Source organism: Desulfosporosinus orientis DSM 765, from assembly GCF_000235605.1.
GTDB classification, from domain to species: Bacteria; Bacillota; Desulfitobacteriia; order Desulfitobacteriales; family Desulfitobacteriaceae; genus Desulfosporosinus; species Desulfosporosinus orientis.
Genome location: NC_016584.1, coordinates 3303496 through 3328785, shown reverse-complemented (window position 1 = coordinate 3328785; position 25290 = coordinate 3303496). Strand labels below are relative to the sequence as shown.

The window sequence follows — 25290 nt, the reverse complement described above, 5'->3', positions numbered from 1 at the left end:
GATTTATTAGGCAGTTTAACCAGAGATGCATTAACTTATATGAGTAATAATTAAATAAACGCGAATAGTTTAAGACTATTCGCGTTTATTAATCGAATACCGCCGTTTATTTGGGCAGAGTAAGGGAATCATCCTTATTTCGTTTTAATCCTTGCAGTTCATGGTTAAAACTGCCGGAATTGGTCATTTGGTCATCAATAGTATCTTTATCAAGGGTGCTGGGAGAACGGTCGTTAAAGACCTCAATTAACCCAGCCTGCTGCAACTCACTGGATATTTCGAAAAGGGAATCTCGTTTATTGCTGGGCAAGCTATTAACAAAACGGTTTATTTTTACTGGGGGGACGAGATTTCTGAATTTAGTACCACCGTACTTCAAAATACGCTCCGGCAAAGGTGATCCTCCTCCTTTATCGCTAAAACAGTATCATGTTTCTTGGTTTATTATTTGCTTATTCCTTGAAACAAATACATGGCCGGAGCAGAGTTTAGAATCACCTAAAGAAAACCCGGCTTCGCCGAGCCTTAGCGAAGGCGAAACCGTTGGTTGCACTTATGCTGGAAGATGAAGGCACTGTCTTCGCACGAATTAGTCTTCTTGCAGTATGCAACGAAGTTATACTTTCTGACAGTACAAAAAGACTATTGCAGAGGAGAACTCTCTTCTGCCTGCATAGTACTCAGAGATACTTTGACTTGTTCACGAATATAGGTTAAATATTCCTGACGCAATGCTTCTTGTTCAGCATGCTCCCATTCTTCTAAACCAATGCTTCTTTGCTTTCGAGATAATTCATTAATTCGTTCAATAAAAAGCTTGATAGGTGATATGCTCAAGAGAAATCCTCCTTAATTTATCCGCTGATTATTTTGCACATTATAACATATTATTCAAAATCCATACAAATCAGGATTAAGAAAAGAGGTATCCTATGGGATTGTCTGCAAAAACAAACTTACGTGTCCGCTATGCCGAAACGGATAAGATGGGAATTGTTTATCATGCCAATTATATCGTCTGGTTTGAGGTTGGCAGATCGGCATTGTTCAGAGAGTTAAACTTACCCTATACTGAGTTTGAGAAACAAGGTCTTGGTCTGGCTGTAATTGATGCAAATTGCCGCTACCGCAAGCCTGCTCAATATGACGACGAAATCACCATAGTTACAGAAATTATCTCAATGTCTGCCCGAAGCATTACGTTTTCTTATCGCATTATTCGAGAGAAAACGCTATTAGCTGAAGGAAAGACCGTTCATGTCTTTGTTAACAAGGAAGGAAAGCTTACAAATGTAAAAAGTTATGAAATATGGCAGGATTTGCAGCCGATTATTGAACAACAAGGGCATTTGCAGAAGAATTTATAATTAAACAATTAAATATTGAAAGCAATTGTATTCGTCCATGGCCCATGGTATTATGTATACATAATACAAGGAGAGAGGGGATCCTATGTTTCTTGTAACGTGGATCGAGGGAGAAGAAGTTAACTATCGAGTTGTAAAGAAGCAGGAACTTCCAGGGCTTATGGCTATCCTTGGACAACATCCGATTATTCAAAAGATTTCAGCTTGAAAAGAATTCCTTTTATGGACTAATCCATCTGTTCAGATTTATTAATATGTAACTTTAGCTCATCGACAAGATGAGCTTTATTTTTTGTAGTCTGATAGCAGGATATTTTTAGTTTATCCACGAATAAATTCTAGGTTATAGTTTCATGTAATTTGTAGGAGGTGTGTCATGTCCTTCAAAGTACTTGTTGATAGCTCATCCGATATTCCTAAGAATAAAGCTGCTTCAGCCGGTATTATAACCGTTCCCATGCCTGTAACTATTGATGGAAAGACCTATTTAGAAGGGATTGACTTACAAACTGAGGATTTTTATGCTCAGTTCGCTAGTTTTAAAGAATTGCCTAAAACGTCACAACCTAATTTGAATATGCTCTTAGAACATTATGAACAAGTTTTAGCGGAAGGGCATGAGGTGGTTGCCATCCATCTCTCATCGGGTCTGAGTTCCACTGTGGCAACGGCCAAAATGATTAGTGAGACGACCTCGGCACCGGATCGGGTCCATGTCATCGATAGTTTAGGGGCTTCGTTTGGCTATGGGTTGTTAGCTCTTTTAGCTCAAGATATTGTCCAATCAGCTGCATCCTGGGAAGAAGCCGAGGCAAAGATTCTCCAATGCCGTAAATCCATGCGCTATATTTTTACTCTTGATACCCTGGAATACCTGGTTATGGGTGGCCGGGTCAGCAAATCAGCCGGGTTTATTGGCGGATTATTGGATGTCAAACCTGTGCTGCATATCACTTCCGAAGGACATATTGAACCCTTCGCTAAAGTTCGGACCCGACGAGCAGCTATTCGCAAACTCGTTGATATTATGGAACAGGAAATCCAACACCCCGAGGAGCAAGTTATTGGTATTTCCCATTCAGCTTGCTTAAATGAAGCGAATCTTTTAGCTCAAGAAATTCGCGAACGTCTAAAGGTAAAAGACATCTGGATCAGCGAAATCGGCTGTGTTATCGGAAGTCATACCGGACCGGGGACTTTAGCTCTTTTCTACAGAGTTTGATATAGCCGGATATATTAAGCAATCATTATAGGAGGCATACTCGTTGAAATTCATTACCACAGTATTACTGGCGCTTTATTTATTATTTTCGGTTTCCCCTCCAGCCTATGCTGATAACACTGCTCCGCCGGATATACGCGGAGAGGGAGGCTATTTAATTGATGTTCAATCCGGACAAACTCTTTTCCAAAAAAATCCCGATGAATTATTAGCCCCGGCAAGTACCACTAAAATTATGACAGCTTTATTAGCCATTGAAAACGGACATTTTGACGACACTGTTACCATAAGCTCCACAATGTTAAACAGTAAATTGGTTTATGGTACTCAAATATATCTTGAACCAGGAGAAAAACTAACCGTCAGAGACCTTTTATATGCAACCTTGCTTAATTCAGCCAATGATGCAGCAGTTGCTTTAGCGGAATATGTCGGTAAAGATGTGGATAGTTTTGTTGATTTGATGAATCAACGGGCTCAGGAAATTGGAGCAACTAAAACCCACTTTGTTAATCCCAGCGGTTTAACGGAAAAAGAACATCTCACGACACCCCATGATTTAGCCCTCATAGCCCGGGTGGCTTATCAAAATCCTACCTTTGCCCAGTTTGTACGCACAAAAACTCAGGCAATCTCCCGATCGAAAGATGATGTCCCAGTCTTAATGGTTAACGAAAATAAACTATTGTGGAGAGATTCCACAGTGGATGGTATTAAAACAGGCTATACAAGTGAAGCTCAGAACTGTCTGGTTGCTTCAGCCACGAAAGATGGCCGGCAGCTTATTGGCGTTATTCTCAAATCGCCTGGAAAAGAAATCTACACAGATATGCAGGCCATGTTTGATTATGGTTTTACCCAGTATAAAAATAACGTTGTTAAGCCTGCAGGTTCCGTGCTTTCTTCAATTACGGTGAATAATGAGCCGGTAGACCTTACTATTGACAGCCCAATCTATGTAACCCAAAAACTTAATGAGGACCAGCCCCTCCTTAATTTGCGAGTGACCTCCCTCAATACTGAACCTTTAACCTCAGTAGAAAAAGGACAAGCCGTGGCCCAAGTTGAAGTGCTTGAGGGTGAAAAACACCTCAACACTCTACCTTTAATTGCCTCAAAAACTGTTTTGCCTAAGGCTGAGGAACCTAAAGGCTTTTTTGCCTCACTAAGTCTGCCCTGGATGGCTGGCACTTTGTTGGTGATCTTAGGCTTTGCAGCTGTGATTGATAAACAACGAAACCGGGCCCGTTATCTGCGCCGGCGAGCAAGAAGGCTGCGCAGAGAGAATTCCAAGAAACTATAGGTGCTTTTGAATACGGATTATAAAATTCTGTGCGGAAGTGAATAATACCTATCAGTATGCCCAGATTGCTCTTGATCTTAAAATCAAGTATAATAAACAACTATGGATTATGAGGTAGATATGGAGTTGAGCAATTTTTGGAAACGGAAAAGAAAGTTGTCACATTAGCTTATGGCTGCCAGATGTCCGAGCGTGATGCTGAGACTTTAACTCAGATTTCACGGGAAGAAGGATATATGAGTTCCGATGATCTTGCCACAGCGGATCTTATCATTATTAATACCTGCTGTGTCAGAGAAAGTGCCGAAAATAAGATTCTTGGTAAAATCGGTGAATTGAAACGGCTGAAGGAAAAGAATCCTAACTTAAAGATTGCCATCAGTGGTTGTATGGTTCAGCAGCCGGGGGCTTTAGAGAGATTGCAGAAAAGAGCACCCCATATTGATATTTGGGCGGGAACCCATAATCTCCACGACTTTTCTGCGCTGCTTCACCAAGCAGAGCAAGAAGGAAAGGCAGCAGAAGTATGGGCGGAACCTAAACTGACCACGGAATCAACTCCACTGGCTGAGAAAGGCAAGCTGCAAGCCAATGTCAATATTATGTATGGCTGCAATAATTTTTGTTCTTATTGTATTGTTCCTCATGTGCGAGGCAGAGAAAGAAGCCGTAAACCTGAGGAGATTATTCAAGAGATTAAGGACCTTATCGCCAGCGGCTGCCGGGAAGTGACCTTACTTGGCCAGAATGTTAACTCCTATGGTAAGGAATTTTCTCCCCCTTATGATTTTGCCGATTTACTTCATGAAGTCGACCAAATTCCAGGGGTATTGAGAGTTCGTTTTGTGACCTCTCATCCCAAAGATTTGTCGGATAAACTTATTGAAACAGTTGCCAAGGGCAAGAATCTTTGCGAACACTTTCATCTTCCTATTCAAGCTGGAAGCAATTTTATCCTGGAACGCATGAATCGTAAATACACGAGGGAATACTATATTAGCCGTGTCCAAAGAATCCGGGAATTCATGCCCAAAGCAAGTATTACCACGGACATTATCGTAGGCTTTCCCGGTGAAACGGAGTCAGATTTTGAACAGACTCTGGATATCATCAATCAGGTGAATTATAGTCACGCTTTTACCTTTATGTATTCTAAACGTTCAGGGACTTTGGCGGCTACTATGGAAAATCAAATTCCCCTGGATATTAAAAAACGCCGCTTACAGAGATTAATGAGCCTGCAAAATGAAAAGAGCCTGCTCTGGCGGCAGGAAATGATCGGTAAAACCTTTGAGGTCCTGGTTGAGGGGCCCAGTAAAACCAATCCTGATCGCTTAACCGGACGAACCCGAGGAAATGAGTTAGTGGTTTTTAGCGGATCTCCGGACCATATCGGGTCTCTGGTTAATCTGAAAATAACGGAAGCAGGAACCTGGACTTTAGTGGGAGAGATTGAAACCGAGAAATAGTTTCAGCCTGATTTTGATTATGCAGGAATCATGCTGTACTATGTAGAATGATAAAGAGAATATGCGGAGGTGTAATACATGACAAATGAGATTTTTGAAAAAGCCCAACTCTTGGCTGATGCCATTGCCCGCAGTGAAGAACTCGCTGAATTGCACAGCAAGGAAGATGCCATGGCTGCCGATCCATCAGCCCAGGTTTTGATTGCTGAATTACAGAAAGCTCAAGAACGTTTTATGGAAGCCCAACAAAATGGGGAAGAGCCTTCTGAAGCTGATAAACTTGCTGTCGATGAGATTGAGACGAAAGTAGAAGCTAATCCTGCCATTGCTGCCTACATGGAAGCCCAAGATAAATTTACTGAGATGCTGGATGGTGTTAATGCTATTCTGGCAGGGGCTATTGCTAATGCATCGGATAGCTGTTCTTGCGGGGACAGCGGTTGTGACCCAAGCGGATGCAATCCTGGAGGCTGCGGCAGCAGCGGGTGTGGCTGCGGGGCCTAACCTGAAGAAATCACTGAAACAGGGAGAGGGAAGGGCTGATTCTGAGCTCTTCCCCTTTTTAATACTACGCAGAAAGAACTTAAAGGGGAGAAGAGGATACTATGACGACCCCGATGATGCAGCAGTATCACCTTATTAAAGAGAAAGTCCCGGACGCCATTCTTTTTTTTCGCTTAGGTGATTTTTATGAGATGTTTGGTGAAGATGCTGAAGTCGCTGCCCCCATCCTGCAAATTGCCTTAACAGGAAGGGATGCCGGGGAAGGAAAGCGAATTCCTATGTGTGGAGTTCCTTACCATGCTGTGGACAATTATTTGTCCAAGCTCGTAAAGTCCGGCCATAAAGTTGCTATTTGCGAACAAGTGGAAGATGCTAAAGCTTCTAAAGGCATTGTTAAACGTGATATCATCCGGATTGTATCCCCGGGGACTCTGACAGAAGCTGTTGCGGAACGTTCCAATCATTATTTAGCCAGTATCTATTTTGCTGATCACTGGGGACTTGCTTTTCTGGATTTATCAACGGGTGAGTTTACGGTTTTTCAAACAGCGGATGTGGATGTTTTGCTCACGGAGATTTCCCGCATTAATCCTGCTGAACTCCTGTTAACTCCAGAACTTATTAAAAGGACTAAACTTTGGGTAGGGTACTATTGTACCGTACGGGACCGCAAGACTTTTGACGGTAATGCCATTCCGGAACATTTCCCGGGTCAAGAGAGTTTATTTCGCGAATTTCCCGCAGCCACCCGTGCTGCAACGGGGCTCTGGACCTATTTATTAGAAACCATGCCCGGCGTTGATCCGACTCATATCGTGGAAATCAAAACCTACCGAACGGAACGCTGGATGTTTCTCGATCAATGGACACGGCGAAACCTAGAGCTTACGGAATCTCTCCGTGGGGTCGGGAAAAAAGGCACGTTGCTTTCCGTCCTCGACTTAACCAAAACGGCCTTTGGGGGCAGACTTTTAAGACATTGGATTGATAAGCCCTTGCTTTTGCAAGATGAAATAGAAGGCCGCTTGGACTCTATCCAAGAATTAATTTCCGACTCATTCCTGCGCAAGGATTTGCTGAAGCTTCTATCGGAAGTCTACGACCTGGAGCGCTTAATGGGTAAAGTATCCTATGGTACAGCTAACGCTAAAGATTTGTTATCCCTGACTCAAACCCTGGCCCTGCTCCCTGATTTATGCTCACTTCTCAGTTCCAGTAGGGCAGAAACTTTGAAAACCAAGGTTCCTATGCTTGGCGGACTGGAGACCTTTGTGGCCAAGCTGAAAAACGCTATTAATCCGGCTCCGCCCATTTCTCTAAGGGACGGCAATATTATTAAAACCGGCTACTCCCGGGAAGTCGACCAGCTGCGGGAGATTGCCAGCGGCGGCAAGGAATGGTTAGCTCAACTGGAGAATGCTGAACGAGAACGAACCGGCATCCGCTCCTTAAAGATCGGCTATAATAAAATCTTCGGATATTACATAGAAGTCACTCATGCCAACGCCCATCTTATCCCTAAGGAGTACCAGCGCAAACAAACCCTTGCCAATGCTGAGCGTTTTATTACTCCGGAGCTCAAGGACTACGAACTTAAAATAGTTGGTGCAGAGGAAAAACTTAAAGATCTTGAATATGAGTTGTTCTTAGCCCTTCGAGAAGAGGTTCGCCTGCAAACGAAACGAATTATCCAGGTCGCCCAGATTCTGGCAGAGATTGACGTCTTTGTCAGCCTGTCTGAAGTTGCTGTGCGCAACCATTATGTACGGCCTCAGATCAAAAATGATGGTGAAATATTGATCACCGAAGGCCGGCATCCTGTTGTGGAAGAAATGCTTGAGCAAAACCTCTTTGTTCCCAACGATACCCATTTATCCGAAAGCCAGCATTTAGCCCTCATTACCGGGCCAAACATGGCTGGAAAATCAACCTATATGCGTCAAGTCGCTTTGATTGTTCTGATGGCTCACATAGGCTCCTTTGTCCCTGCTAAAAATGCCGGTATTTCCCTGGTGGATCGTATTTTCACCCGGGTTGGCGCTTCCGATGATCTGGCGGCAGGGCAGAGTACCTTTATGGTTGAGATGCAGGAAGTCGCTCATATTTTGAAATATGCCAGCCCCAAGAGTTTGATTATCTTAGATGAAATCGGAAGGGGGACAGCAACTTATGATGGACTTAGCATAGCTTGGGCGGTAACTGAGCACTTAGTTAAACATCCTGAGTTCAGACCCAAAACCCTCTTTGCTACACACTATCATGAGCTAACCCAGCTTCAAGACGAATTTGCCGGGTTGTTCAATTTACATGTCGGGGTCAAAGAGCGTGGTGAGGACATCGTCTTCCTGCACAAAATTTTACCTGGCCGGGCAGACCGCAGTTACGGCATTCAAGTAGCTCGTTTAGCTGGTCTTCCCCCGGAATTGCTGCAGAGGGCTAAAACCTTATTGTTAGAATTAGAGTCGGCTGAACCCGCTCATGCGGTACCGGCTCCCCCTGCCAAGGTTACTCAGTTTTCCTTATTTGATGAACCGCAAATGCACCCGCTGCTGCAGGAAATCGAATTGCTGCCCTTAGATGACATGACGGCCCGTCAAGCTTTGCAATATCTCTTTGATTTACAGGAAAGAATCCAAGCGACGAAAACTATGTAAGTAAACTTTAATCTTCACACAACGATCAAGGGGTGATGAATGATGTTAAATCGAGTAGGAATCGATGTAGGCGGTACCTATACGGACGCAGTCTTCTTAAAAAACGGCCGAATCCAAAGCAAAGCCAAAGTGCCTACCCAATCTAAAAACATAGTAGAGACCCTCATGAATGCTTTTGATGCCTTAGAAATTTCCGATGAGCAGGAGATTGAACAAATTACCGTCAGTACAACCCTGGTAACCAACGCTATTCTCCAAAACAGAATCCCTGCTGTTCAGCTGCTTTTATTTTCCGGGCATGGGATGAATGTTACGGCTCTGCCCTGGCCTGTCAGCTATGTAGAACTTAAGGGAGAAATGGATTTCCGGGGACGGGAAATCGAGTCCCCAGATCCTGGGGAATGGGAGGGCCTACAGCTGGCAGCACCTCAGGAAGATGTCAGCCACGTTGCCATTGTAGGCAAGTTTTCTCACCGCAATCAGCTCCATGAAGAAAAGCTGGCTGACTATCTCAAAGCAGCTAATCCTGAATTAACCATTGCTTTAGGACATGAGTGGGGTCAAGCTAATTTTTACCGTCGCAGTCTTACCACCTATCTTAACTTAGGGGTATCCGATTTATATCACCAGTTCTCCCGACAGCTCCAAGACGCCATTAAAGCCCGGAACATTCAGGCACCCATTTATATTTTAAAAGCTGATGGGGGGAGTATACCTCTCACTAAAATCCGGCCCATTGACTCCATTTACTCCGGGCCGGCAGCCAGTGTCCTGGCGGCTCTTACTCAAATTGATCCCGGTGCCTCATCCATCGTCGTTGATATCGGCGGCACGACCACAGATATTGGCCTGATTCTTTCCGGAATTCCCCTGCTTAGCGCTAAAGGAGCCCAAATCGGCGACTTTTCAACCCTTGTTCGCTCTTTAGCCGTCCGGTCAATTCCCGTCGGCGGAGACTCTGTTATCCGGACTTCTGAGGAAGGCTTCCATATTGAGGACTACCGTATCGGGCCGGCCTATTGCCTGGGCGGCCGGGCACCCACCCCTACGGATGCTATGCGCTATTTGCAGCTGATTGATTACGGCAGCTTAGAATTGGCGGAAGAAGGCCTTGCTACTCTGCTGCCCTCTGGAGGCAGGACCCCTGCCAGTTTACAGGCACTGGCTGAGGATATCATTAACCGGGTAGTGGAAAGGATTGCCGGGGCTGTGGACTCTTTGAAAAAGGAATGGGAGGAGGAACCTGCCTATAAGGTCTGGGAAGTCCTCCATCCCCATGAAAGCAAGGAATTCACGACTTTAGTCAGCGGCGGCGGTGCCAAAGGGATCGCAGATGCTTTAGGAAATACTTTGGATACCCCGGTTCAGCTCAGCCGTTTCTCGGAAGTAGCCAATGCCCTGGGAGCCGCCTTGGCCCGGTCCACCTTCGACTGCACTCTGCATCTGGATACCTATATGAAGAAGTATAATGTTGAAGAAACAGGAGAGCAGGGAAAATGGACAGGACCCCTGCGGCCTTACCGGGAAGTTGAGGGATTTCTGGATTCTCTGGTCCAAAAGCAGGCTGAGGATTATCAGATCCAGCTCCATGACTTGGAAAAGGAGCCCTTTGATTTCTTTCCCATTGTCCAAAATTATCAAACCGTGGGACAAATTGTCCGCGGGGCCGTTCATGTACGGCCTGGTGTGTTAGGGAGGGTGGAGTAATGAAACAGACAGGGATCTTATTTTTCCCGGCCTTTGACTGGTCTTTAGGCGACTCCCATCCAGAGCGTGAAGAACGTCTTCTCTATACCCAAGAACAGCTCTTTGAAGAAGGAATTCTGGATTTGCCTCAAATAAAACAGTTTTCCCCCCGGGTTGCGGAACTCAAGGATGTTTTAAGAACCCAAGCCTTATTTCCCAATCCCGGTGCCCATACAGATGGTTTAGATCCTCATCTGATTGCTGTGGGCAGTTCACTGTTAATGGGTGAAGCTCAAGTCAAGGGGATGATTCATAATGGCTTTGTGATGGCCCGTCCTCCCGGTCATCATTCCGGAGCGACAGTGTGGGGAAACCGGGGTTTTTGTTCCTTAAATAATGAAGCAATCCTGGTTAATCATTTAAGAGCTCGGTACGGCAAACGCAGAATCGCAATTGTCGACACGGATGTGCATCACGGCGACGGCACCCAGGATATCTTTTATCACGATCCCGATGTTTTGTTTATCTCCATGCATCAAGACGGGCGCACTCTTTTTCCGGGAACAGGCTTTACCTTTGAAAAAGGAGGACCCAATGCCTGGGGTCAAACCTTAAATATACCCCTGCCGCCGGGAATCGGTGATGACGGTTATCATTACCTGATGGAAGAATGGGTCTTGCCCCTGGTTCAGTCCTTTGCTCCGGAGATGATTATTAACTCCGCAGGTCAGGATAATCATTTTACCGATCCCTTGGCCTCCATGAATTTAACGGCGGAGGGCTACGGACGAATCACTGAACTCCTGCAGCCGGATTTAGCGGTTCTGGAAGGCGGCTATTCCATTGAAGGGGCGCTGCCTTATGTTAACCTGTCTATTTTACTGGCTCTGGCCGGGGAAGATTATCATCATGTTCGCGAGCCCCAGAAAATGAAACGCAATTCAATTCCTTTATCCGCCCTGAAACCCTATGTACAAGAACTGAAAAAGCAATTTGAGACGCTAAAGCCTAACTTTAAATACCAGGCTAAGGACTTCTTCCCGGCAGGTAACTGGGTGCATAGCCCTCATTCTGTTTACTATGATACGGAAGGCTTCCAGGAAACCCGTCATGATTATATCCGGGAATGCAGCCATTGTCCCGGAACCCTTTATATTGAAAGCAGGCGCTATACCCAGAAATCCGCCTTAATACGCATACCCTTTCATGCCTGCCCGGCCTGTGAAGAAGCCGGCTACGACCTGTGGGAACACTTGCAAAAAGCCGCCGATATTTCCAGCGCCTTGCTGCAAAACCAACTCTATGATCAAGAATTTGTTTGGGAGAGAAAAGAAGGAATGAGGCAGTTTTGACACCGTTAATTCACATTCTGGATGCAAATTCCGCCAACCAGATAGCCGCCGGAGAAGTTGTGGAACGCCCTGCCTCAGTGGTTAAGGAGCTGGTGGAAAATTCCTTAGACGCTGGGGCCAAACACATCGATATCACTATTGAAGGCAATGGCGTGCCTTTAATCCGTGTGCGGGATGACGGCAGCGGAATCGGCAGGGCAGACCTGCCTTTGGCCGTAATTCGTCATGCCACGAGTAAAATTACCCAGATTGAAGACTTGGATCACCTGCAAACCTTAGGGTTCCGAGGAGAGGCTTTGCCCAGTATTGCTTCGGTATCCCACTTTGAGATATCTTCTCGTCCGGAATATGAAGAAGCCGGATTGTCTTTCACCCTCAAGGGAGGAGAAGAAGAGGGGTTAACAGAAATCGGCTGTCCTGTGGGAACCTCGGTAACTGTGCGGGATTTGTTTTTTAATACACCGGCACGCTTAAAATTCTTAAAATCCACAGCTACAGAGTTTGGACTGATCAGCGATACTGTGGGACGAATCGCTCTGGCTCATCCCGAGATTGCTATTTCTTTGACCCATCCCCAGCAAGTGGTCTTGCAGACTACCGGACGGGGAGATTTACGGGAAGCCATCGGCGCTGTCATTGGCTATGATCTGGCCCGGCAGTTGATTCCCATTCAAATGAGTGACGAAAAATGGCGGTTAGAAGGCTTTATCAGCCCGCCAAACTTAGTTCGCTCCTCAAAACAAGCCCAGTTTTTCATGGTTAACGGGCGGATCATTCGCTCGCCTTTACTAAGCCGGGCCCTGGCCGAAGGGTATCATACTTTAATTCCCGCTAAGCATCATCCAATCGCTGTTCTGCATGTATCTCTGCCACCCTCAGAGTACGATGTGAATGTCCACCCGACGAAAATGGATGTGCGCTTTAAGGATGAAGCGGGTCTTAGTCAATTTATTCGGGAGGCAGTGAATGCTGCTTTGCTTAGGAGCAAGCCTCTGCCTGCCTTCCAGTCCCAATCCCAATCCCAATCCAAAGCTCAGCCTTCTCCCGTGACAAAGGCGCCCCTCCCTTCGTTTCAGGTACAAAAATCATCCCCGCCTCAGAATATGCAGAAGCTGCCGGACTTACAGGAGCAGCAGGGCCTGCAAGACCTGCCGAGAAGAGCTGAAGTCGATATGGCAGTTCGAGAATCTGCCCCTGACAATACTGCTCGTTATGAACAGCCACAAATTAAGTTTGAACCTCAGCCTGCTGTACCCCGCAATTTCCCTGCTGCAGCAAACAAGTCTGTTTTAAGTAGAACCATTCAGCAAACGGATTTGCCTATACCGGAGGTTAAATCCGCTGTAAAGGTTGAGGACTCCGTGCAGTCCTTGAGTCATATGTGGCCCTTAACTCAACTATTTAACACTTACATTTTAGCGACAGACGGCAAAATTTTAACCATTATCGACCAACATGCCGCTCATGAGCGCATTAATTACGAACGCTTGCTCAGGGAGTTTAAAGAAGCGGATCAGCCCAGCCAGGTCTTGCTTATTCCTATCCCCATGGAATTTACGGTCCAGGAGGAACAAGTTCTGCTTGAAAATCTCTGGATCCTCAATGAAATGGGATTCATTCTTGAACAATTTGGTTCCAGAACCTATTTGCTGCGTGGTATACCTGTTCAAACCGGCAATTTCCCGGCAGATGAATTGCTTCGCCAGTTTATTGAGGAGGTCTTGATCAAAAATTCACCGCCTACCTTTGATAAAATGATTGAGGAATGGATTTATATGTTGGCCTGCAAAGAATCCATAAAAGCCCGGGATTCTCTTAATACTCACGAAATGGAACAGCTGATTGCTGCTCTGGGCCGGACTCATAATCCCTATACTTGTCCTCACGGCAGGCCGACTATGGTCACTATGACGCGCTCTGAGTTGGAGAAGCGTTTTTATCGGACTTAAGGAGCAGTGCTTCTGGTGATGGGGACTAGCTGGTTTGTGAGGAGGGGATAGGGGTATACTAGTTTAATGGAGGGTGGTTAGGTGTATCCACTTGTAATCATTATTGGACCTACGGGAATAGGTAAGTCATCTTTGGGCTTGGCCTTGGCGGAAAAGCTCGGCGGTGAAATAATTTCCGGGGATTCTGTTCAGGTTTATCAAAAGCTGGATATAGGTTCTGCTAAGCCTACTGCTGAGGAAATGCAGTCGGTTCCTCATCATTTAATCGATTTTCTGGACCCGGCAGTACCCTTTACGGCGGCCCAGTTTAAAGCTATGGCTGCTTCTAAAATCGAAGAAATTCGGGGCAGGGGACATATTCCTATTGTTGTGGGCGGAACAGGGTTGTATATTCGTTCTTTGCTGGACCCGTATGAGTTTTCTCAACGTGGCAGTGAAGAAATTCGTTTAAAATGGAAATTATTCTTAGAAGAACACGGCAAGCTGTTATTGCATGAAGAACTTAAAAAGAAGGACCCGGTCAGTGCCGGGCAGCTGCATCCTAATGATGTCCTGCGCGTTTCCAGAGCCCTGGAAATCTTTGATTTAACGGGCAAACCTCTGTCCAGTCAGAAGCAGTTCAAAGATGACGAATACCAGAAGCTGGACCCTTCAATTTTATATATAGGGTTAACCGCCCCCCGCAGTTTGATTTATGAACGAATTAATCAGCGCTGTGTGGAAATGTTGTCACAAGGACTCCTGGAAGAAACACTTAATCTCCTTCGCGAGGGTTATTCACCCACCTTAAAGCCTCTGCAAAGTATTGGCTATCGCCATGCCCTTTGGCAGCTGCAAGGATTAGTTACGGAAGGGGAAATGCTGCGTTTGCTGCAGCGGGATACACGGCATTTTGCCAAACGCCAGCTGACTTGGTTCCGGCGTGATCCCAGAATTACTTGGTATGACATTGAAAGTGGCTTCAGCGTAATACTTAAGTCCGTGGTTCAAGCTTGCAGAGCTTACCAAACTCGTGTAAAATAAGATTAGAGAGAAGAATTATAAGGTGATGGAGGAAAATAAATGAACAAATCGCCCATCAATTTACAAGATACCTTTTTAAATCAAATACGTAAAGAAAACCTCCCGGTGACCATTTACTTGGTTAACGGATTTCAGCTTAAAGGACTCATAAAAGGTTTCGATAACTTTACCGTTATCATCGAGTTTGAAGGCAGACAACAAATGGTCTATAAGCATGCCATTTCTACAGTCATGCCCATTCGTCCCATTAATCTTGCGGCTTTAAATGCTGCCGAAGGAAATTCCGGTACACAAAAATAAGCAATCGTATTTTAAATTAACAGAGCTTTTAAAGAACTAAGTTCGCTGCAATCGGACTTAGTTCTTTATGCTTGAATTCGATACTTAACTATGATATCTTAAAGTGATATATTTTTAGTTAGTGAAAGAAAGGAATTCTACCCAACTATGGAAACTCGAAATTTACGCAACATTGCAATTATCGCTCACGTTGATCATGGTAAAACAACACTTGTAGACGCCATGTTAAAACAAAGTGGAACTTTCCGAGCAAATCAGCAAGTAGTCGAACGTGTTATGGATTCCAATGATTTAGAGCGTGAACGCGGCATTACGATTTTGTCCAAAAACACCGCAGTCCATTGGCAAGGAACGAAGATCAACATTATTGATACACCGGGCCACGCCGACTTCGGCGGTGAAGTGGAACGGGTACTGCAAATGGTCAATGGGGTACTTCTGATTGTTGATTCTTATGAGGGTCCTATGCCTCAAACCCGTTTTGTTTTACGCAAGGCTTTGGAACTGAAGCTTGTTCCAATAGTTGTCATTAACAAGATCGACCGTCCGGACGCCCGCCCTGAGGAGGTTGTTGACGAAGTTCTGGATCTCTTTATTGAACTTGGTGCCGACGACGACCAACTGGATTTCCCTGTCGTCTATGCTTCTGCCCGTACAGGCATAGCAGGACTGGCTCATGATGACTTAAGCGACTCTTTAGAACCTTTATTTTCTGTGATTTTAGATCATATACCCGCACCAGTGGTGGATCTGGATGCACCTTTCCAGATGCTGGTTACAACCCTGGACTATGATGATTATGTTGGAAAAATCGTAGTTGGCCGGATTGTCCGGGGGAAAATAACTCAAAATGAAAACGTTACCTTAATTAAACGCGACGAGAGTTTTGAACGAACCAAAGTGGGTAAAGTCATGGTTTTTGAAGGTCTTAAACGGGAAGTGGTTTCCGAAGCTTCGGCGGGAGAGATCGTGGCCCTGACCGGTTTAACAAGTGCCAATATCGGAGAAACCGTAGCCTGCGCCTTGAATCCGGAAGCATTGCCCACCATTGAAGTGGATGAGCCCACACTGTCCATGAATTTCATGGTCAATAACAGTCCCTTTGCCGGTCGGGAAGGTCATTTTGTAACTTCCCGGAAAATACGGGAACGTCTTTGGAAAGAAGTAGAGACCAATGTCAGCTTGCGCGTTGAAGAGACAGATTCTGCCGATTGCTTTAAAGTATCCGGCCGGGGTGAACTCCATCTTTCCATTCTTATTGAAAATATGCGTCGTGAAGGGTATGAACTTCAAGTTTCTAAACCCGAAGTTATTTATAAAATGATTGACGGCGTCAAATGCGAACCCATGGAATATTTGATCTGCGATCTTCAGGAAAGCTCATTAGGCGCTATTATGGAGCTGCTGGGTAAGCGCAAAGCAGAAATGGTCAATATGACCAACCTTTCCGCAACCCAACTGCGGGTTGAGTTTCGCATCCCTGCCCGGGGCCTGATTGGCTTCCGGGGCGAGTTTTTAACCCAGACCCGGGGAGAAGGAATGATGAGCCATGTGTTCCTGGGCTATGAACCTTATAAAGGTGAAATCCCCGGGCGTAACCGCGGAGTCCTCATTGCCTTTGAAGAAGGAGAAACCAATGCATACGGGCTTTATTCTGCTCAGGAGAGGGGCACTTTGTTTGTTGATCCCGGTCTCCACGTCTATGGCGGCATGATCGTGGGAGAGAACAAGCGGGAGCAGGACATTGAAGTTAACGTTTGTAAGAAAAAACAGCTGACCAATATGCGTACCAGTTCCGCTGATGAAGCTCTGCGTCTGGATAAGCCCAGGGAGCTTTCCTTGGAACAATCCCTGGAATTCATTAATGACGATGAGTTAGTGGAGATTACACCTAAAAGTATTCGCTTACGCAAGAAATTTTTAGATCATACCTCCCGGGTTCGTTATGCAAAAAGTTTAACAGGGAAATAATAGGGAAATAATAACATTACTTTAACAGGACACCTTTCATCTTTACTTGCGTATAGTAATAAGGATGGGAGGTGCCTGTACTTATGACAATCAGAATAAAGTTTGGACCGGACAACCAGATTCCTCCGGTTATTCAGACACCCAAGCCCCCCAAAACCCAAGATACACATACACCGGCTTCAGATTTAACGGGGATTGGGCGTGCACGCAAAACCAACTCTTCAGCCCTTGATAAAGATAAGGACAAAGAAAAAGACAAGGATAAAAACAGAGTTTTAGAAATCCTTGATGAATTAGATTCCTATATTGGCTTAGAACTAGTAAAACGTCTGATTCGTGATTTACAAGCATTTGTAGAAATCCAGAAAAGACGCACCCAGGAAAAACTCGTGGCAGAACCACTGGTCCTACATATGATTTTTAAAGGGAACCCCGGAACGGGCAAGACAACAGTGGCACGCTTGGTCGGGCGACTGTTTAAAGAAATGGGAGTTTTACAAAAAGGACATATTATTGAATGTGAACGGGCAGATCTGGTTGGCGAATATATTGGTCATACGGCGCAAAAGACGCGAGAACAAGTCAAGAAGGCCTTAGGAGGAGTTTTGTTTATTGATGAAGCTTACTCTCTGGCCCGGGGCGGGGAAAAGGATTTTGGCAAGGAAGCCATTGATGCTTTAGTCAAAGCCATGGAAGACAATAAAGATAATCTCGTATTGATTTTAGCCGGCTATAGTCAGGAAATGGATTGGTTTTTACAAACCAACCCCGGATTAAGGTCACGCTTTCCTATTCACATCGATTTTCCGGACTACACTATAGAGGAATTGCTGGCTATCGCTAAATCCATGCTGAAAACTCGTCAATATACCTTAACCACAGAAGCCGAGGATACTCTGCGCTACCATTTGCAATGCCTGTTAAGTTCTCATCGTTACGCCGGAAATGCCCGCTTGGTGCGCAATCTTGTTGAAAAAACCGTCAGAAAGCAGGCTGTTCGTTTGTTTCAAAAGTCCAGCTCCAGCCGGGATGAACTTATTCAGATTCTGCCTGAGGATATAACCTTGGAAAATCTATAATTGATTAATAGCTGATGAGGTATTCTATGACTATGGACATTTCAGGAGACTTGTCGGGGATTCGGGCAAGTCAGTTACAAGAGCTAAAAGCCTTAGAGGACATAAAAACAGAGCCTTCCCAACTTATTAATCCCGGGATTCTCAGGGAACTTATCCAGCTTACCCGGCTTTGGAACCGTGAAATTGCTGTCTATCTTTCCCGTTCCGGTAGGCTGCTGGCTGCTGCCGTGGGCCGTCACGCTCAGGTAACTCTGCCCCAGATTAAACGCAGGTCTCAAGGCAAACACCTGCGCTGTATTCACACCCATCCCAGTGGGAATTTCCAGTTAAGCTCCTTGGATTATAGTGCCTTAACATCCCTTGAGCTGGAAAGCATGGCCGCGGTGGGGGCTTTGGAAGGTAAGCTGACGGGAATTCAGATGGCTTTCCTGAGGGAGGAGGGGCCTCCTTACACCCTTGAACTAAGTCCTCAAGATTGGCATCACTTCGATTATCAGGACTGCCTTGGCAGTCTTTCCAGTTTTAGGCCGGCTAAGTCCAAGAAAGTGACCCCTAAAAACGCCAGGGAACGTGCTTTTTTAATTGCTCTCCAAGACAGCGAACTGGATACCTATGAAGATTTACTGGAGCTTCGGGAGTTGGCTCGAACTGCCGGAGTGGATGTGGTCGGGGAATTGGTTCAGCTTAGGCGATACGGCCAGTCCCGCAGTTATTTTGGTCGGGGAAAGTTGGAGGAGCTTCTTCATCGACTGCAGGAATCCGAGGCCAATGTACTGATCTGTGATGATGAACTTTCCCCAACTCAGATGCGCACTCTGGAAATGGAAACAGGACTTAAAGTACTGGACAGAACCGGCTTAATTTTAGATATCTTTGCCCAGCGGGCGCGCTCCCGCGAGGGTAAGCTTCAAGTGGAATTAGCCCAGCTTAAACATCTCTTGCCCTATTTAACAGGCCAGGGACAAGCACTTTCCCGTTTAGGAGGGGGAGTTGGAACCAGGGGACCTGGAGAGACGAAACTTGAACTTGACCGCAGGCGGATGAGAGACCGGATCAATCATTTGGAAAAAGAGTTAAAACAGGTGCTGCAGCACCGGGATGTTCAGCGCCGGCAGCGAACTCGCAGCGGACTACCTATTATTGCTCTGGTGGGGTATACTAATACAGGGAAAACTACCTTTATGAAACTAGCCATGGAGCAGGCTGGCAGCCGATCAGATATACCCATGGGTGAGAATAAATTATTTGCCACCCTGGACCCGATTGTGCGGGGTATTAAGATCGATTCTTCCTTGGAAGTCCTCCTCAGTGATACTGTTGGCTTCATTCGTAAATTGCCAACCCAATTGCTCCGGGCCTTTATCGCTACTTTAGAAGAAGTTCAGCAAGCAGATGCCTTAATCCATGTGATTGACGCCAGTCACCGGCAGGCTTTGGAACATGCTGAAACTGTTCGTGACGTTCTGGATCAGCTGGGCTGCTTAGATAAACCCGCTATCACCCTCTTAAATAAAATCGATAAAATCAAACCTGAAGATGAGCCTGAACTAGAGGACTTAGAGAAATATTTTCCCTATCCTGTTAAAATTTCTCTCACCCGGGGAGACTCTCTTAAGCCGGTATGGGAAATACTCAGCTCATTACTGAAGCATGAATAAGCCTGTCTTTGTTTGTTAGGAGGAAATTTTTTTGTATAAGGATCCTGAATGGCCAAAGAATATTAGCGACGCAGTCATTGAAGCAGAATCTGCTCTTGCCCGACAACTACCAGTCTTAGAGGAAATAGCCAGTCTAAACCATGAAAAAGTTCTCAAAGCTTTTCAGGAGGAGAGAGTTTCCTCTTATCATCTGAACGGAACCACGGGCTATGGTTTAGGAGATACAGGACGGGAAGTTCTGGACCGCATTGTTGCCCGGATTTTAGGTACGGAAGCCGCTCTGGTGCGCGGTCAGTTTGTCTCAGGTACCCACGCCATTGCAGCAGCTTTATTTGGCGTTTTGCGCCCGGGAGATCATGTTATTTCCGTAAGCGGAAACCCCTACGATACCCTGGAAGAAGTCATTGGTTTGAGGGGAAAAGGACAGGGCAGCCTGCTCGACTTTGGCATATCCCATGAGACGGTAGATTTAGACTCTCAAGGAGAATTGCAGCTGGACCTGATTAAGGAACGGATTACAGATAAAACCCGAATGTTAATGGTTCAGCGTTCCCGAGGCTATGCTTGGAGAAATTCTCTCAGGATTGCTCAGCTGAAAGAGCTGGTGGATGCTGTAAAACCCGAGCATCCCCAGATCATTATTTTCGTGGATAACTGTTATGGAGAGCTTGTTGAAAGACAAGAGCCCGGCGATGTAGGTGCGGATCTCATGGCAGGGTCCTTAATCAAAAATTTAGGCGGCAGTATAGCACCTACAGGAGGGTATGTAGCAGGGCGGGCAGACTTAGTGGAGCTAAGTGCCCAGCGTTTAACAGCCCCGGGTGTCGGGGAGTATATGGGGGCAACTTTGGAATGGCAGCGATTGTTTTATCAAGGGCTATTCTTTAGTCCTTTAACTGTTTCTGAAGCCATTAAAGGCTCTGTTTTTTCTGCAGCCTTTTGGCGGGCTTTAGGGTTTGAAGTTCATCCGGCGCCGGAAACCCCCAGGACCGACCTGATTCAGGCCGTCAAACTGGGGTCCAGGGAGAGAATGATTGCTTTCTGCCAAGGCCTGCAAAAAGGTTCTCCTATTGATTCTCATGTTCTGCCCATCCCATCCGGAATGCCGGGTTATGATGATGAAGTGATCATGGCGGGAGGAACTTTTATTCAAGGTTCTACCAGTGAATTTTCAGCGGATGGACCTCTCCGCGAACCTTATATTGCATACCAGCAGGGGGGCATATCCTATCAATACGTTCGTATGGGCAATATCTTAGCTGCTTTAAACCTCTGGCAGCAGGGACTCTTAAGTAAGTAATCGAGATTTTCAACTTTGGCCAATCTATGATACTATGAAAGGTAGGAAAGAGGTGCACTATGGAAGAGTCAGAGAAACCAAAAAGTTCCGCCCGGTTTTTATTAGAACTCCTGGAAATTGTCCTTATTGCCTTTGCACTTTCTTGGGTTCTGCGTACCTATGTTATTGAAGCCCGCAAAATTCCTACAGGTTCAATGCTGCCGACGATTCAGCTGGAAGACCGGGTGATTGTGGACAAGTTCTTCTTTAAAAGGTTTGATCATATTGTCGAAGGGGATATTGTTGTATTTCATCCGCCTCCGAGTGCCCACGCCACAGACGATTATATCAAGAGAGTCATAGGTTTACCGGGAGATAAAGTTGAAATTAAGAACGGGACCACCTACATTAATGATAAACCTCTTAATGAACCCTATATCTTAGAAAAACCGAAAAGTGACTTTGGTCCGATTGTCGTCCCCCAGGGTAATGTTTTTGTCATGGGCGACAATCGCAATAATAGTGCTGATTCAAGAGAATGGGGATTTTTGCCCGAGGAAAACATTACTGGAAGAACTCTATTTCGGTATTGGCCATTGAATACATTTGGAGCTCTTGCCCGTTAGGCGGGAGCTTTTTTCTTTTTCAAGCATATACTGATCTATAGTACATAATTAGAATTCATAAATCTACTTTGGAGAGGGTGGAGTATTGTGGATGATCACAAACTGAAGGTTGTTCTATTGTTTGGGGGCCGCTCCGGAGAGCACGAGGTATCCTTAAATTCTGCCGGGTCAATTTATAATGCCATTGACCGAAGCCGTTATCAGGTTGAGACTATTGGCATCAGTAAAGAGGGGCGCTGGTTTTGGGGAGTTTTGCCGGATCAACTGATTGAACAGGGTTTTCCTCATAATGATGATGGGACACAAGTTACTTTGGTAATTGATCCCACCAACCCGCGCTTTATAAGATTAGATGGCGGTGCTCTGCCTAACCAGGGAAAATTCGATTTGGTTTTTCCTGTGCTTCATGGGCCTTACGGTGAAGACGGGACTTTGCAGGGGCTATTAGAAATGGCCAATGTCCCTTATGTGGGTTCGGGAGTGTTAGGATCTTCTCTGGGTATGGATAAGGACCGGATGAAAGCAGTCTTTCAGGAAAAAAATCTTCAGCAGGCACGCTATATTACTTTGCTGCGTTCAGAATTTGAGTTCCAGCAAGAGTCTTGTTTAAATGCTATCGAAGAAAAGCTGGGTTATCCTTGTTTTGTAAAACCGGCTAATCTCGGTTCCAGTGTGGGGATATCCAAAGCTCATCATCGTGAGGAACTGCTGGAGGCCTTAAAGACTGCGGCCAGCTTTGACCGCAAAATGGTTATTGAAGAGGCCATTACAGGCCATGAAGTGGAAGTCTCAGTTTTAGGGAATGAGCACCTGCAAGCATCCCTTCCTGGAGAAATCTTGCCGGCCCATGAGTTCTATAGTTATGAAGCCAAATATTCGGATATCGGTTCCAGGCTCTTGATTCCTGCCGAGCTTAATGATTCCGTCATCAAGGAGCTGCAAAGCATGGCTATGGAAGCTTTTCGGGCTGTAGAAGCCAACGGTTTGGGGCGGGTGGACTTTTTTGTCACGGCGGACAATGAAATTTATCTTAATGAAATCAATACCTTGCCGGGCTTTACGGAGATTTCTATGTATCCTAAGCTCTGGGAAGCCACGGGAATCCCTTATGGGGAATTGATTAATCAATTGATTGCTTTGGGGTTGGAACGGTTTAAGGATCGGCAGAGGAGTAAGATATCCTGATAATCATTTATACCGCGACCATGGTGCCATCAGTGGAAAAAAGTCTATAGGGTCAGGCAGCTTCTCCCACATCCGTGCAAGAAAGTTAATCCGTGCGAAGACAGTGTCTTCGTGTACCGCAGCATTCCGAGGCTCGCCCACTCGTCGGTGCGGGAGCTTCTCTGCAGCGGATAAGTATCCTTTAGAGATAGCCGCTTCGAGCGAAAGTGTCCACCGGACACTTTCGTGCCAAACCTTTGGGTAGTACCTGATGTGAACCACTGGCTACGCTGCCCCGCGCCGGCTTGTGGTCTTTGCCGCCTCTCCATGCGATGGGTTCACTCCTGTGGGCGAAGCTGCCCTGGCTTATGGGTCTAAAGGTTTTTTTAGAATGCTTTTCGGGTTTATGGTCTGGTCCTTTTAAATTCTAAATTGCATATTTATTATTCACTTAAAAAGAGGCTAAAATGTGATTACTTCACAATAGCCTCTTTTTCTTAGATACTAAGGAGTACTATCATTTATTCAGTTAATATGTATAAAGACATAACAAGACTAAAAATGAGTCTTTGTAAGAATGGAAGGAAATATAATGGTTGTAAAGAGAAATAAAGATGGCAGTGTCTCTATTAAAAACGATAATTCTTCAACTGTTATTGGCAAGATGGTGGAATTCTCAAATGAACAGCGCCAAGAAAAGTTTCAACAATGGGTGGAGGACTGTACTAAACTAGTGATGGCCTGTCATCATACCCTAAAGGAAACAGAGGCGTTCTTTTTAGACCGGTGTGATGCTTTGCCCCTTGCACCTAATGATAAGCGCCAGGAAGCTATGAATTCTTCGCCTGAACAGTTCGGGCTTAATATTAAAGGCTATTATTTACCCCGCACGAAACGTAATGAATTTTAAGGGTGTCAGTGAAGATGATATTTTAAACCGGAGCCTGGTGTTCAGAGGATATATCAGTGCACTGGCTGATATGGGTAAATTACCTGGTTTGAGAGACGAAGAGGAAGACCTGAATTAAAGGTCTTCCTCTTTTGCACAATTAGCTGAATATACGTTTCTTAAACCATAATTGTTAACCAGGCGCATATCTTTATATATAGGCTATTTTACATGTGTTACAGGGTTCGAAAGACACCGACTACTTTGCCGAGAATGGAGACATCTTGAGAGTAGATGGGATCCATACTGGGATTCTCAGGCTGGAGCCGGATAAGAGTTCTTTCTTTGTAAAAACGTTTAACCGTTGCTTCATCACCGATTAAGGCGACAACAATTTCTCCGTTTCGCGCCTGATTCTGCTGGCGGACGATAATGTAATCTCCATCTAAGATTCCAGCGCCAATCATGCTTTCCCCCTGAACTTTCAGCATAAAGACGTTGTCCTGGCGGACAAAATCCGTTGACAGGGGAAAGGTGCCTTCGATGTTTTCCACGGCTGTAATAGGCTGGCCCGCTGTAACATGCCCAACAATAGGAACTTGAACGACGTTTTTCGTTTCCATGGTTTCACTGGAACTGTCTAAAATCTCAATAGCCCGGGGTTTGGTTGGGTCACGGCGGATGTACCCTTTATCTTCAAGTGTTTGCAGGTGGCCGTGGACTGTTGAGCTGGAAAGTAAGCCAACAGCTTCGCCGATTTCTCTTACTGCCGGTGGATATCCTTTTTTACGAATTTCTTGTTTGATGAATTCTAAGATTTTAGTTTGTCGTTGGGACAAATCAGGATACATAGATAACACCCCCATCTTCAGGAATATTGTACCATTCATTCTACGATTACGCAAACAAATGTTCGTAAATTATGTAAATTTATTGAAAGGGAGGAGAAAGGATGAGGAAGATATCGAAACGTGAGCTTATTCACTATAGCTTTCTTATCATATTAGCAATGATCCTATGGAAAGTAATACATCTATCCCCGAAAATTTCACCGGATATCTACCCCTATCTCAATTCCATTTCCCCGGAACTTGTGCGGCAATGTGTGAAAGATAAAGACACACTGACCTCCGTTTCTTATGAAGATTTGTTAGCTATTCGCTCAACGGTACCGGAAAAAGAGGCTCAAGTTCTGATTGACCAGCTGCGAACCAACGTTCCTTTCTCCAGCTTAACATGCGGCAATATTTCCAAAGACAGGTTTAAAGCAGTGCACAGGCATCGGCAAATCCTCCGGGAAAATCCTTATTACTACCCTAACAGGTATCTATTTCCTGTGCATGGCGAGATATGGTATGAGGATAGCTATGGCGCTGACCGGGAAGGAGGGAAGCGCAGGCATGAAGGTACGGATATTTTCGGGAAAGAAGGTACACCGATTATCAGCAGCTGCGGCGGTATTATTGAGCAATTAGGGTGGAACCGCTTAGGCGGCGAACGGGTTGGTGTGCGGGGTGATGATGGAAACTACTATTATTATGCGCACCTGCAATACATTTCCCCCCATTTAGTGCAGGGCAATCGAATCGAAGCAGGGGAGGTTATAGGAGGAATGGGGCATACGGGGGATGCTTTAACAACCCCTGACCATCTTCATTTTGGAATTGAGCTTCCCAACGGGCAATGGATTAATCCTTACCCATTCCTGGCTGTCTGGCAGCTTTGGGAGGATGAACAGGCATCGTAACTTGAAAACGAACTTGCCTCTAATCCTAAAATTAGTTATAATGGCGTT

General features: G+C 45.5%; 24 protein-coding genes. 21 read left to right on the top strand and 3 right to left on the bottom strand.

What is annotated here, in order from left to right:
• Positions 1-106: 106 nt before the first annotated feature.
• The gene (locus DESOR_RS15535) at positions 107-394 is read right to left on the bottom strand and encodes a hypothetical protein (protein ID WP_014185528.1); all 288 of its coding nucleotides are present in this window, start codon (positions 392-394) and stop codon (positions 107-109) included.
• 248 nt (positions 395-642) lie between these two features.
• Entirely contained in the window at positions 643-837 is a 195-nt protein-coding gene (locus tag DESOR_RS15530; protein ID WP_014185527.1) for a DUF896 domain-containing protein, read from the bottom strand.
• Positions 838-932: 95 nt separating this feature from the next.
• Here DESOR_RS15530 and DESOR_RS15525 point away from each other — a divergent pair, with 95 nt between their 5' ends.
• From DESOR_RS15525 to DESOR_RS30655, 20 genes are all read left to right on the top strand, one after another.
• Entirely contained in the window at positions 933-1367 is a 435-nt protein-coding gene (locus tag DESOR_RS15525) for an acyl-CoA thioesterase (RefSeq protein WP_014185526.1), read from the top strand.
• Between the two features lie 85 nt (positions 1368-1452).
• Entirely contained in the window at positions 1453-1575 is a 123-nt protein-coding gene (locus DESOR_RS30660) for a hypothetical protein (protein WP_014185525.1), read from the top strand.
• A 168-nt stretch (positions 1576-1743) separates the two neighbouring features.
• Positions 1744-2589 carry a DegV family protein gene (locus DESOR_RS15520; RefSeq protein ID WP_014185524.1) on the top strand — a complete coding sequence of 282 codons (846 nt, stop codon included), beginning with the start codon at positions 1744-1746 and terminating at the stop codon, positions 2587-2589.
• A gap of 43 nt (positions 2590-2632) precedes the next feature.
• Positions 2633-3892 carry a D-alanyl-D-alanine carboxypeptidase family protein gene (locus tag DESOR_RS15515; protein WP_014185523.1) on the top strand — a complete coding sequence of 420 codons (1260 nt, stop codon included), beginning with the start codon at positions 2633-2635 and terminating at the stop codon, positions 3890-3892.
• A gap of 137 nt (positions 3893-4029) precedes the next feature.
• On the top strand, positions 4030-5361 hold the full coding sequence (miaB, locus tag DESOR_RS15510; protein WP_014185522.1) for a tRNA (N6-isopentenyl adenosine(37)-C2)-methylthiotransferase MiaB: 1332 nt from the start codon (positions 4030-4032) through the stop codon (positions 5359-5361).
• 78 nt (positions 5362-5439) lie between these two features.
• The gene (locus DESOR_RS15505; RefSeq protein ID WP_014185521.1) at positions 5440-5865 is read left to right on the top strand and encodes a YlbF/YmcA family competence regulator; all 426 of its coding nucleotides are present in this window, start codon (positions 5440-5442) and stop codon (positions 5863-5865) included.
• 101 nt (positions 5866-5966) lie between these two features.
• Positions 5967-8519 (top strand): DNA mismatch repair protein MutS, encoded by a 2553-nt coding sequence (gene mutS / locus DESOR_RS15500; RefSeq protein WP_014185520.1) that lies wholly within the window; start codon positions 5967-5969, stop codon positions 8517-8519.
• A 42-nt stretch (positions 8520-8561) separates the two neighbouring features.
• Positions 8562-10226 (top strand): hydantoinase/oxoprolinase family protein, encoded by a 1665-nt coding sequence (locus DESOR_RS15495; protein WP_042331302.1) that lies wholly within the window; start codon positions 8562-8564, stop codon positions 10224-10226.
• Positions 10226-11557: a histone deacetylase family protein gene (locus tag DESOR_RS15490; RefSeq protein WP_014185518.1), complete on the top strand. Its 1332-nt coding sequence runs from the start codon at positions 10226-10228 to the stop codon at positions 11555-11557. Before DESOR_RS15495 ends, DESOR_RS15490 begins: the two co-directional genes overlap by 1 nt.
• The gene (gene mutL, locus DESOR_RS15485) at positions 11554-13506 is read left to right on the top strand and encodes a DNA mismatch repair endonuclease MutL (RefSeq protein WP_014185517.1); all 1953 of its coding nucleotides are present in this window, start codon (positions 11554-11556) and stop codon (positions 13504-13506) included. The genes DESOR_RS15490 and mutL overlap by 4 nt, the downstream gene beginning before the upstream one ends.
• An 81-nt stretch (positions 13507-13587) precedes the next feature.
• The gene (gene miaA, locus DESOR_RS15480) at positions 13588-14529 is read left to right on the top strand and encodes a tRNA (adenosine(37)-N6)-dimethylallyltransferase MiaA (protein WP_014185516.1); all 942 of its coding nucleotides are present in this window, start codon (positions 13588-13590) and stop codon (positions 14527-14529) included.
• A 39-nt stretch (positions 14530-14568) separates the two neighbouring features.
• Complete coding sequence (gene hfq, locus DESOR_RS15475) at positions 14569-14829, top strand: RNA chaperone Hfq (protein ID WP_014185515.1); 261 nt, start codon at positions 14569-14571, stop codon at positions 14827-14829.
• A 147-nt stretch (positions 14830-14976) separates the two neighbouring features.
• Entirely contained in the window at positions 14977-16800 is a 1824-nt protein-coding gene (typA, locus tag DESOR_RS15470) for a translational GTPase TypA (protein ID WP_014185514.1), read from the top strand.
• Positions 16801-16883: 83 nt separating this feature from the next.
• Positions 16884-17879: a stage V sporulation protein K gene (gene spoVK / locus DESOR_RS15465; RefSeq protein ID WP_014185513.1), complete on the top strand. Its 996-nt coding sequence runs from the start codon at positions 16884-16886 to the stop codon at positions 17877-17879.
• Positions 17880-17911: 32 nt separating this feature from the next.
• Positions 17912-19537, top strand: coding sequence for a GTPase HflX (hflX, locus tag DESOR_RS15460; RefSeq protein WP_042332352.1), 1626 nt, complete (start codon positions 17912-17914; stop codon positions 19535-19537).
• A gap of 31 nt (positions 19538-19568) precedes the next feature.
• Positions 19569-20837 (top strand): methionine gamma-lyase family protein, encoded by a 1269-nt coding sequence (locus DESOR_RS15455; protein ID WP_014185511.1) that lies wholly within the window; start codon positions 19569-19571, stop codon positions 20835-20837.
• 59 nt (positions 20838-20896) lie between these two features.
• The gene (lepB, locus tag DESOR_RS15450; protein ID WP_014185510.1) at positions 20897-21442 is read left to right on the top strand and encodes a signal peptidase I; all 546 of its coding nucleotides are present in this window, start codon (positions 20897-20899) and stop codon (positions 21440-21442) included.
• Positions 21443-21529: 87 nt separating this feature from the next.
• Entirely contained in the window at positions 21530-22627 is a 1098-nt protein-coding gene (locus tag DESOR_RS15445) for a D-alanine--D-alanine ligase family protein (RefSeq protein ID WP_014185509.1), read from the top strand.
• A gap of 571 nt (positions 22628-23198) precedes the next feature.
• A complete protein-coding gene (locus tag DESOR_RS15440; protein ID WP_014185508.1) occupies positions 23199-23516 on the top strand; it encodes a hypothetical protein in 318 nt (105 codons plus the stop codon).
• Positions 23506-23634, top strand: coding sequence for a hypothetical protein (locus DESOR_RS30655; protein ID WP_282434372.1), 129 nt, complete (start codon positions 23506-23508; stop codon positions 23632-23634). Before DESOR_RS15440 ends, DESOR_RS30655 begins: the two co-directional genes overlap by 11 nt.
• A 97-nt stretch (positions 23635-23731) precedes the next feature.
• Here DESOR_RS30655 and lexA read toward each other — a convergent pair whose 3' ends face one another.
• Positions 23732-24346 (bottom strand): transcriptional repressor LexA, encoded by a 615-nt coding sequence (gene lexA / locus DESOR_RS15435; RefSeq protein WP_014185507.1) that lies wholly within the window; start codon positions 24344-24346, stop codon positions 23732-23734.
• 101 nt (positions 24347-24447) lie between these two features.
• Here lexA and DESOR_RS15430 point away from each other — a divergent pair, with 101 nt between their 5' ends.
• Positions 24448-25242, top strand: a complete 795-nt coding sequence (locus DESOR_RS15430) for a M23 family metallopeptidase (protein WP_014185506.1) — start codon at positions 24448-24450, stop codon at positions 25240-25242.
• Positions 25243-25290 lie beyond the last annotated feature (48 nt).

Excerpts from the sequence above, each read along its gene's own strand:
- DESOR_RS15525 (WP_014185526.1), top strand. The coding sequence starts at position 933 with ATGGGATTGTCTGCAAAAACAAACTTACGTGTCCGCTATGCCGAAACG.
- DESOR_RS30660 (WP_014185525.1), top strand. The coding sequence starts at position 1,453 with ATGTTTCTTGTAACGTGGATCGAGGGAGAAGAAGTTAACTATCGAGTT.
- DESOR_RS15520 (WP_014185524.1), top strand. The coding sequence starts at position 1,744 with ATGTCCTTCAAAGTACTTGTTGATAGCTCATCCGATATTCCTAAGAAT.
- DESOR_RS15505 (WP_014185521.1), top strand. The coding sequence starts at position 5,440 with ATGACAAATGAGATTTTTGAAAAAGCCCAACTCTTGGCTGATGCCATT.
- mutS (WP_014185520.1), top strand. The coding sequence starts at position 5,967 with ATGACGACCCCGATGATGCAGCAGTATCACCTTATTAAAGAGAAAGTC.
- DESOR_RS15495 (WP_042331302.1), top strand. The coding sequence starts at position 8,562 with ATGTTAAATCGAGTAGGAATCGATGTAGGCGGTACCTATACGGACGCA.
- DESOR_RS15490 (WP_014185518.1), top strand. The coding sequence starts at position 10,226 with ATGAAACAGACAGGGATCTTATTTTTCCCGGCCTTTGACTGGTCTTTA.
- hfq (WP_014185515.1), top strand. The coding sequence starts at position 14,569 with ATGAACAAATCGCCCATCAATTTACAAGATACCTTTTTAAATCAAATA.
- typA (WP_014185514.1), top strand. The coding sequence starts at position 14,977 with ATGGAAACTCGAAATTTACGCAACATTGCAATTATCGCTCACGTTGAT.
- spoVK (WP_014185513.1), top strand. The coding sequence starts at position 16,884 with ATGACAATCAGAATAAAGTTTGGACCGGACAACCAGATTCCTCCGGTT.
- hflX (WP_042332352.1), top strand. The coding sequence starts at position 17,912 with ATGGACATTTCAGGAGACTTGTCGGGGATTCGGGCAAGTCAGTTACAA.
- lepB (WP_014185510.1), top strand. The coding sequence starts at position 20,897 with ATGGAAGAGTCAGAGAAACCAAAAAGTTCCGCCCGGTTTTTATTAGAA.
- DESOR_RS15440 (WP_014185508.1), top strand. The coding sequence starts at position 23,199 with ATGGTTGTAAAGAGAAATAAAGATGGCAGTGTCTCTATTAAAAACGAT.
- DESOR_RS30655 (WP_282434372.1), top strand. The coding sequence starts at position 23,506 with ATGAATTTTAAGGGTGTCAGTGAAGATGATATTTTAAACCGGAGCCTG.
- lexA (WP_014185507.1), bottom strand. The coding sequence starts at position 24,346 with ATGTATCCTGATTTGTCCCAACGACAAACTAAAATCTTAGAATTCATC.
- DESOR_RS15430 (WP_014185506.1), top strand. The coding sequence starts at position 24,448 with ATGAGGAAGATATCGAAACGTGAGCTTATTCACTATAGCTTTCTTATC.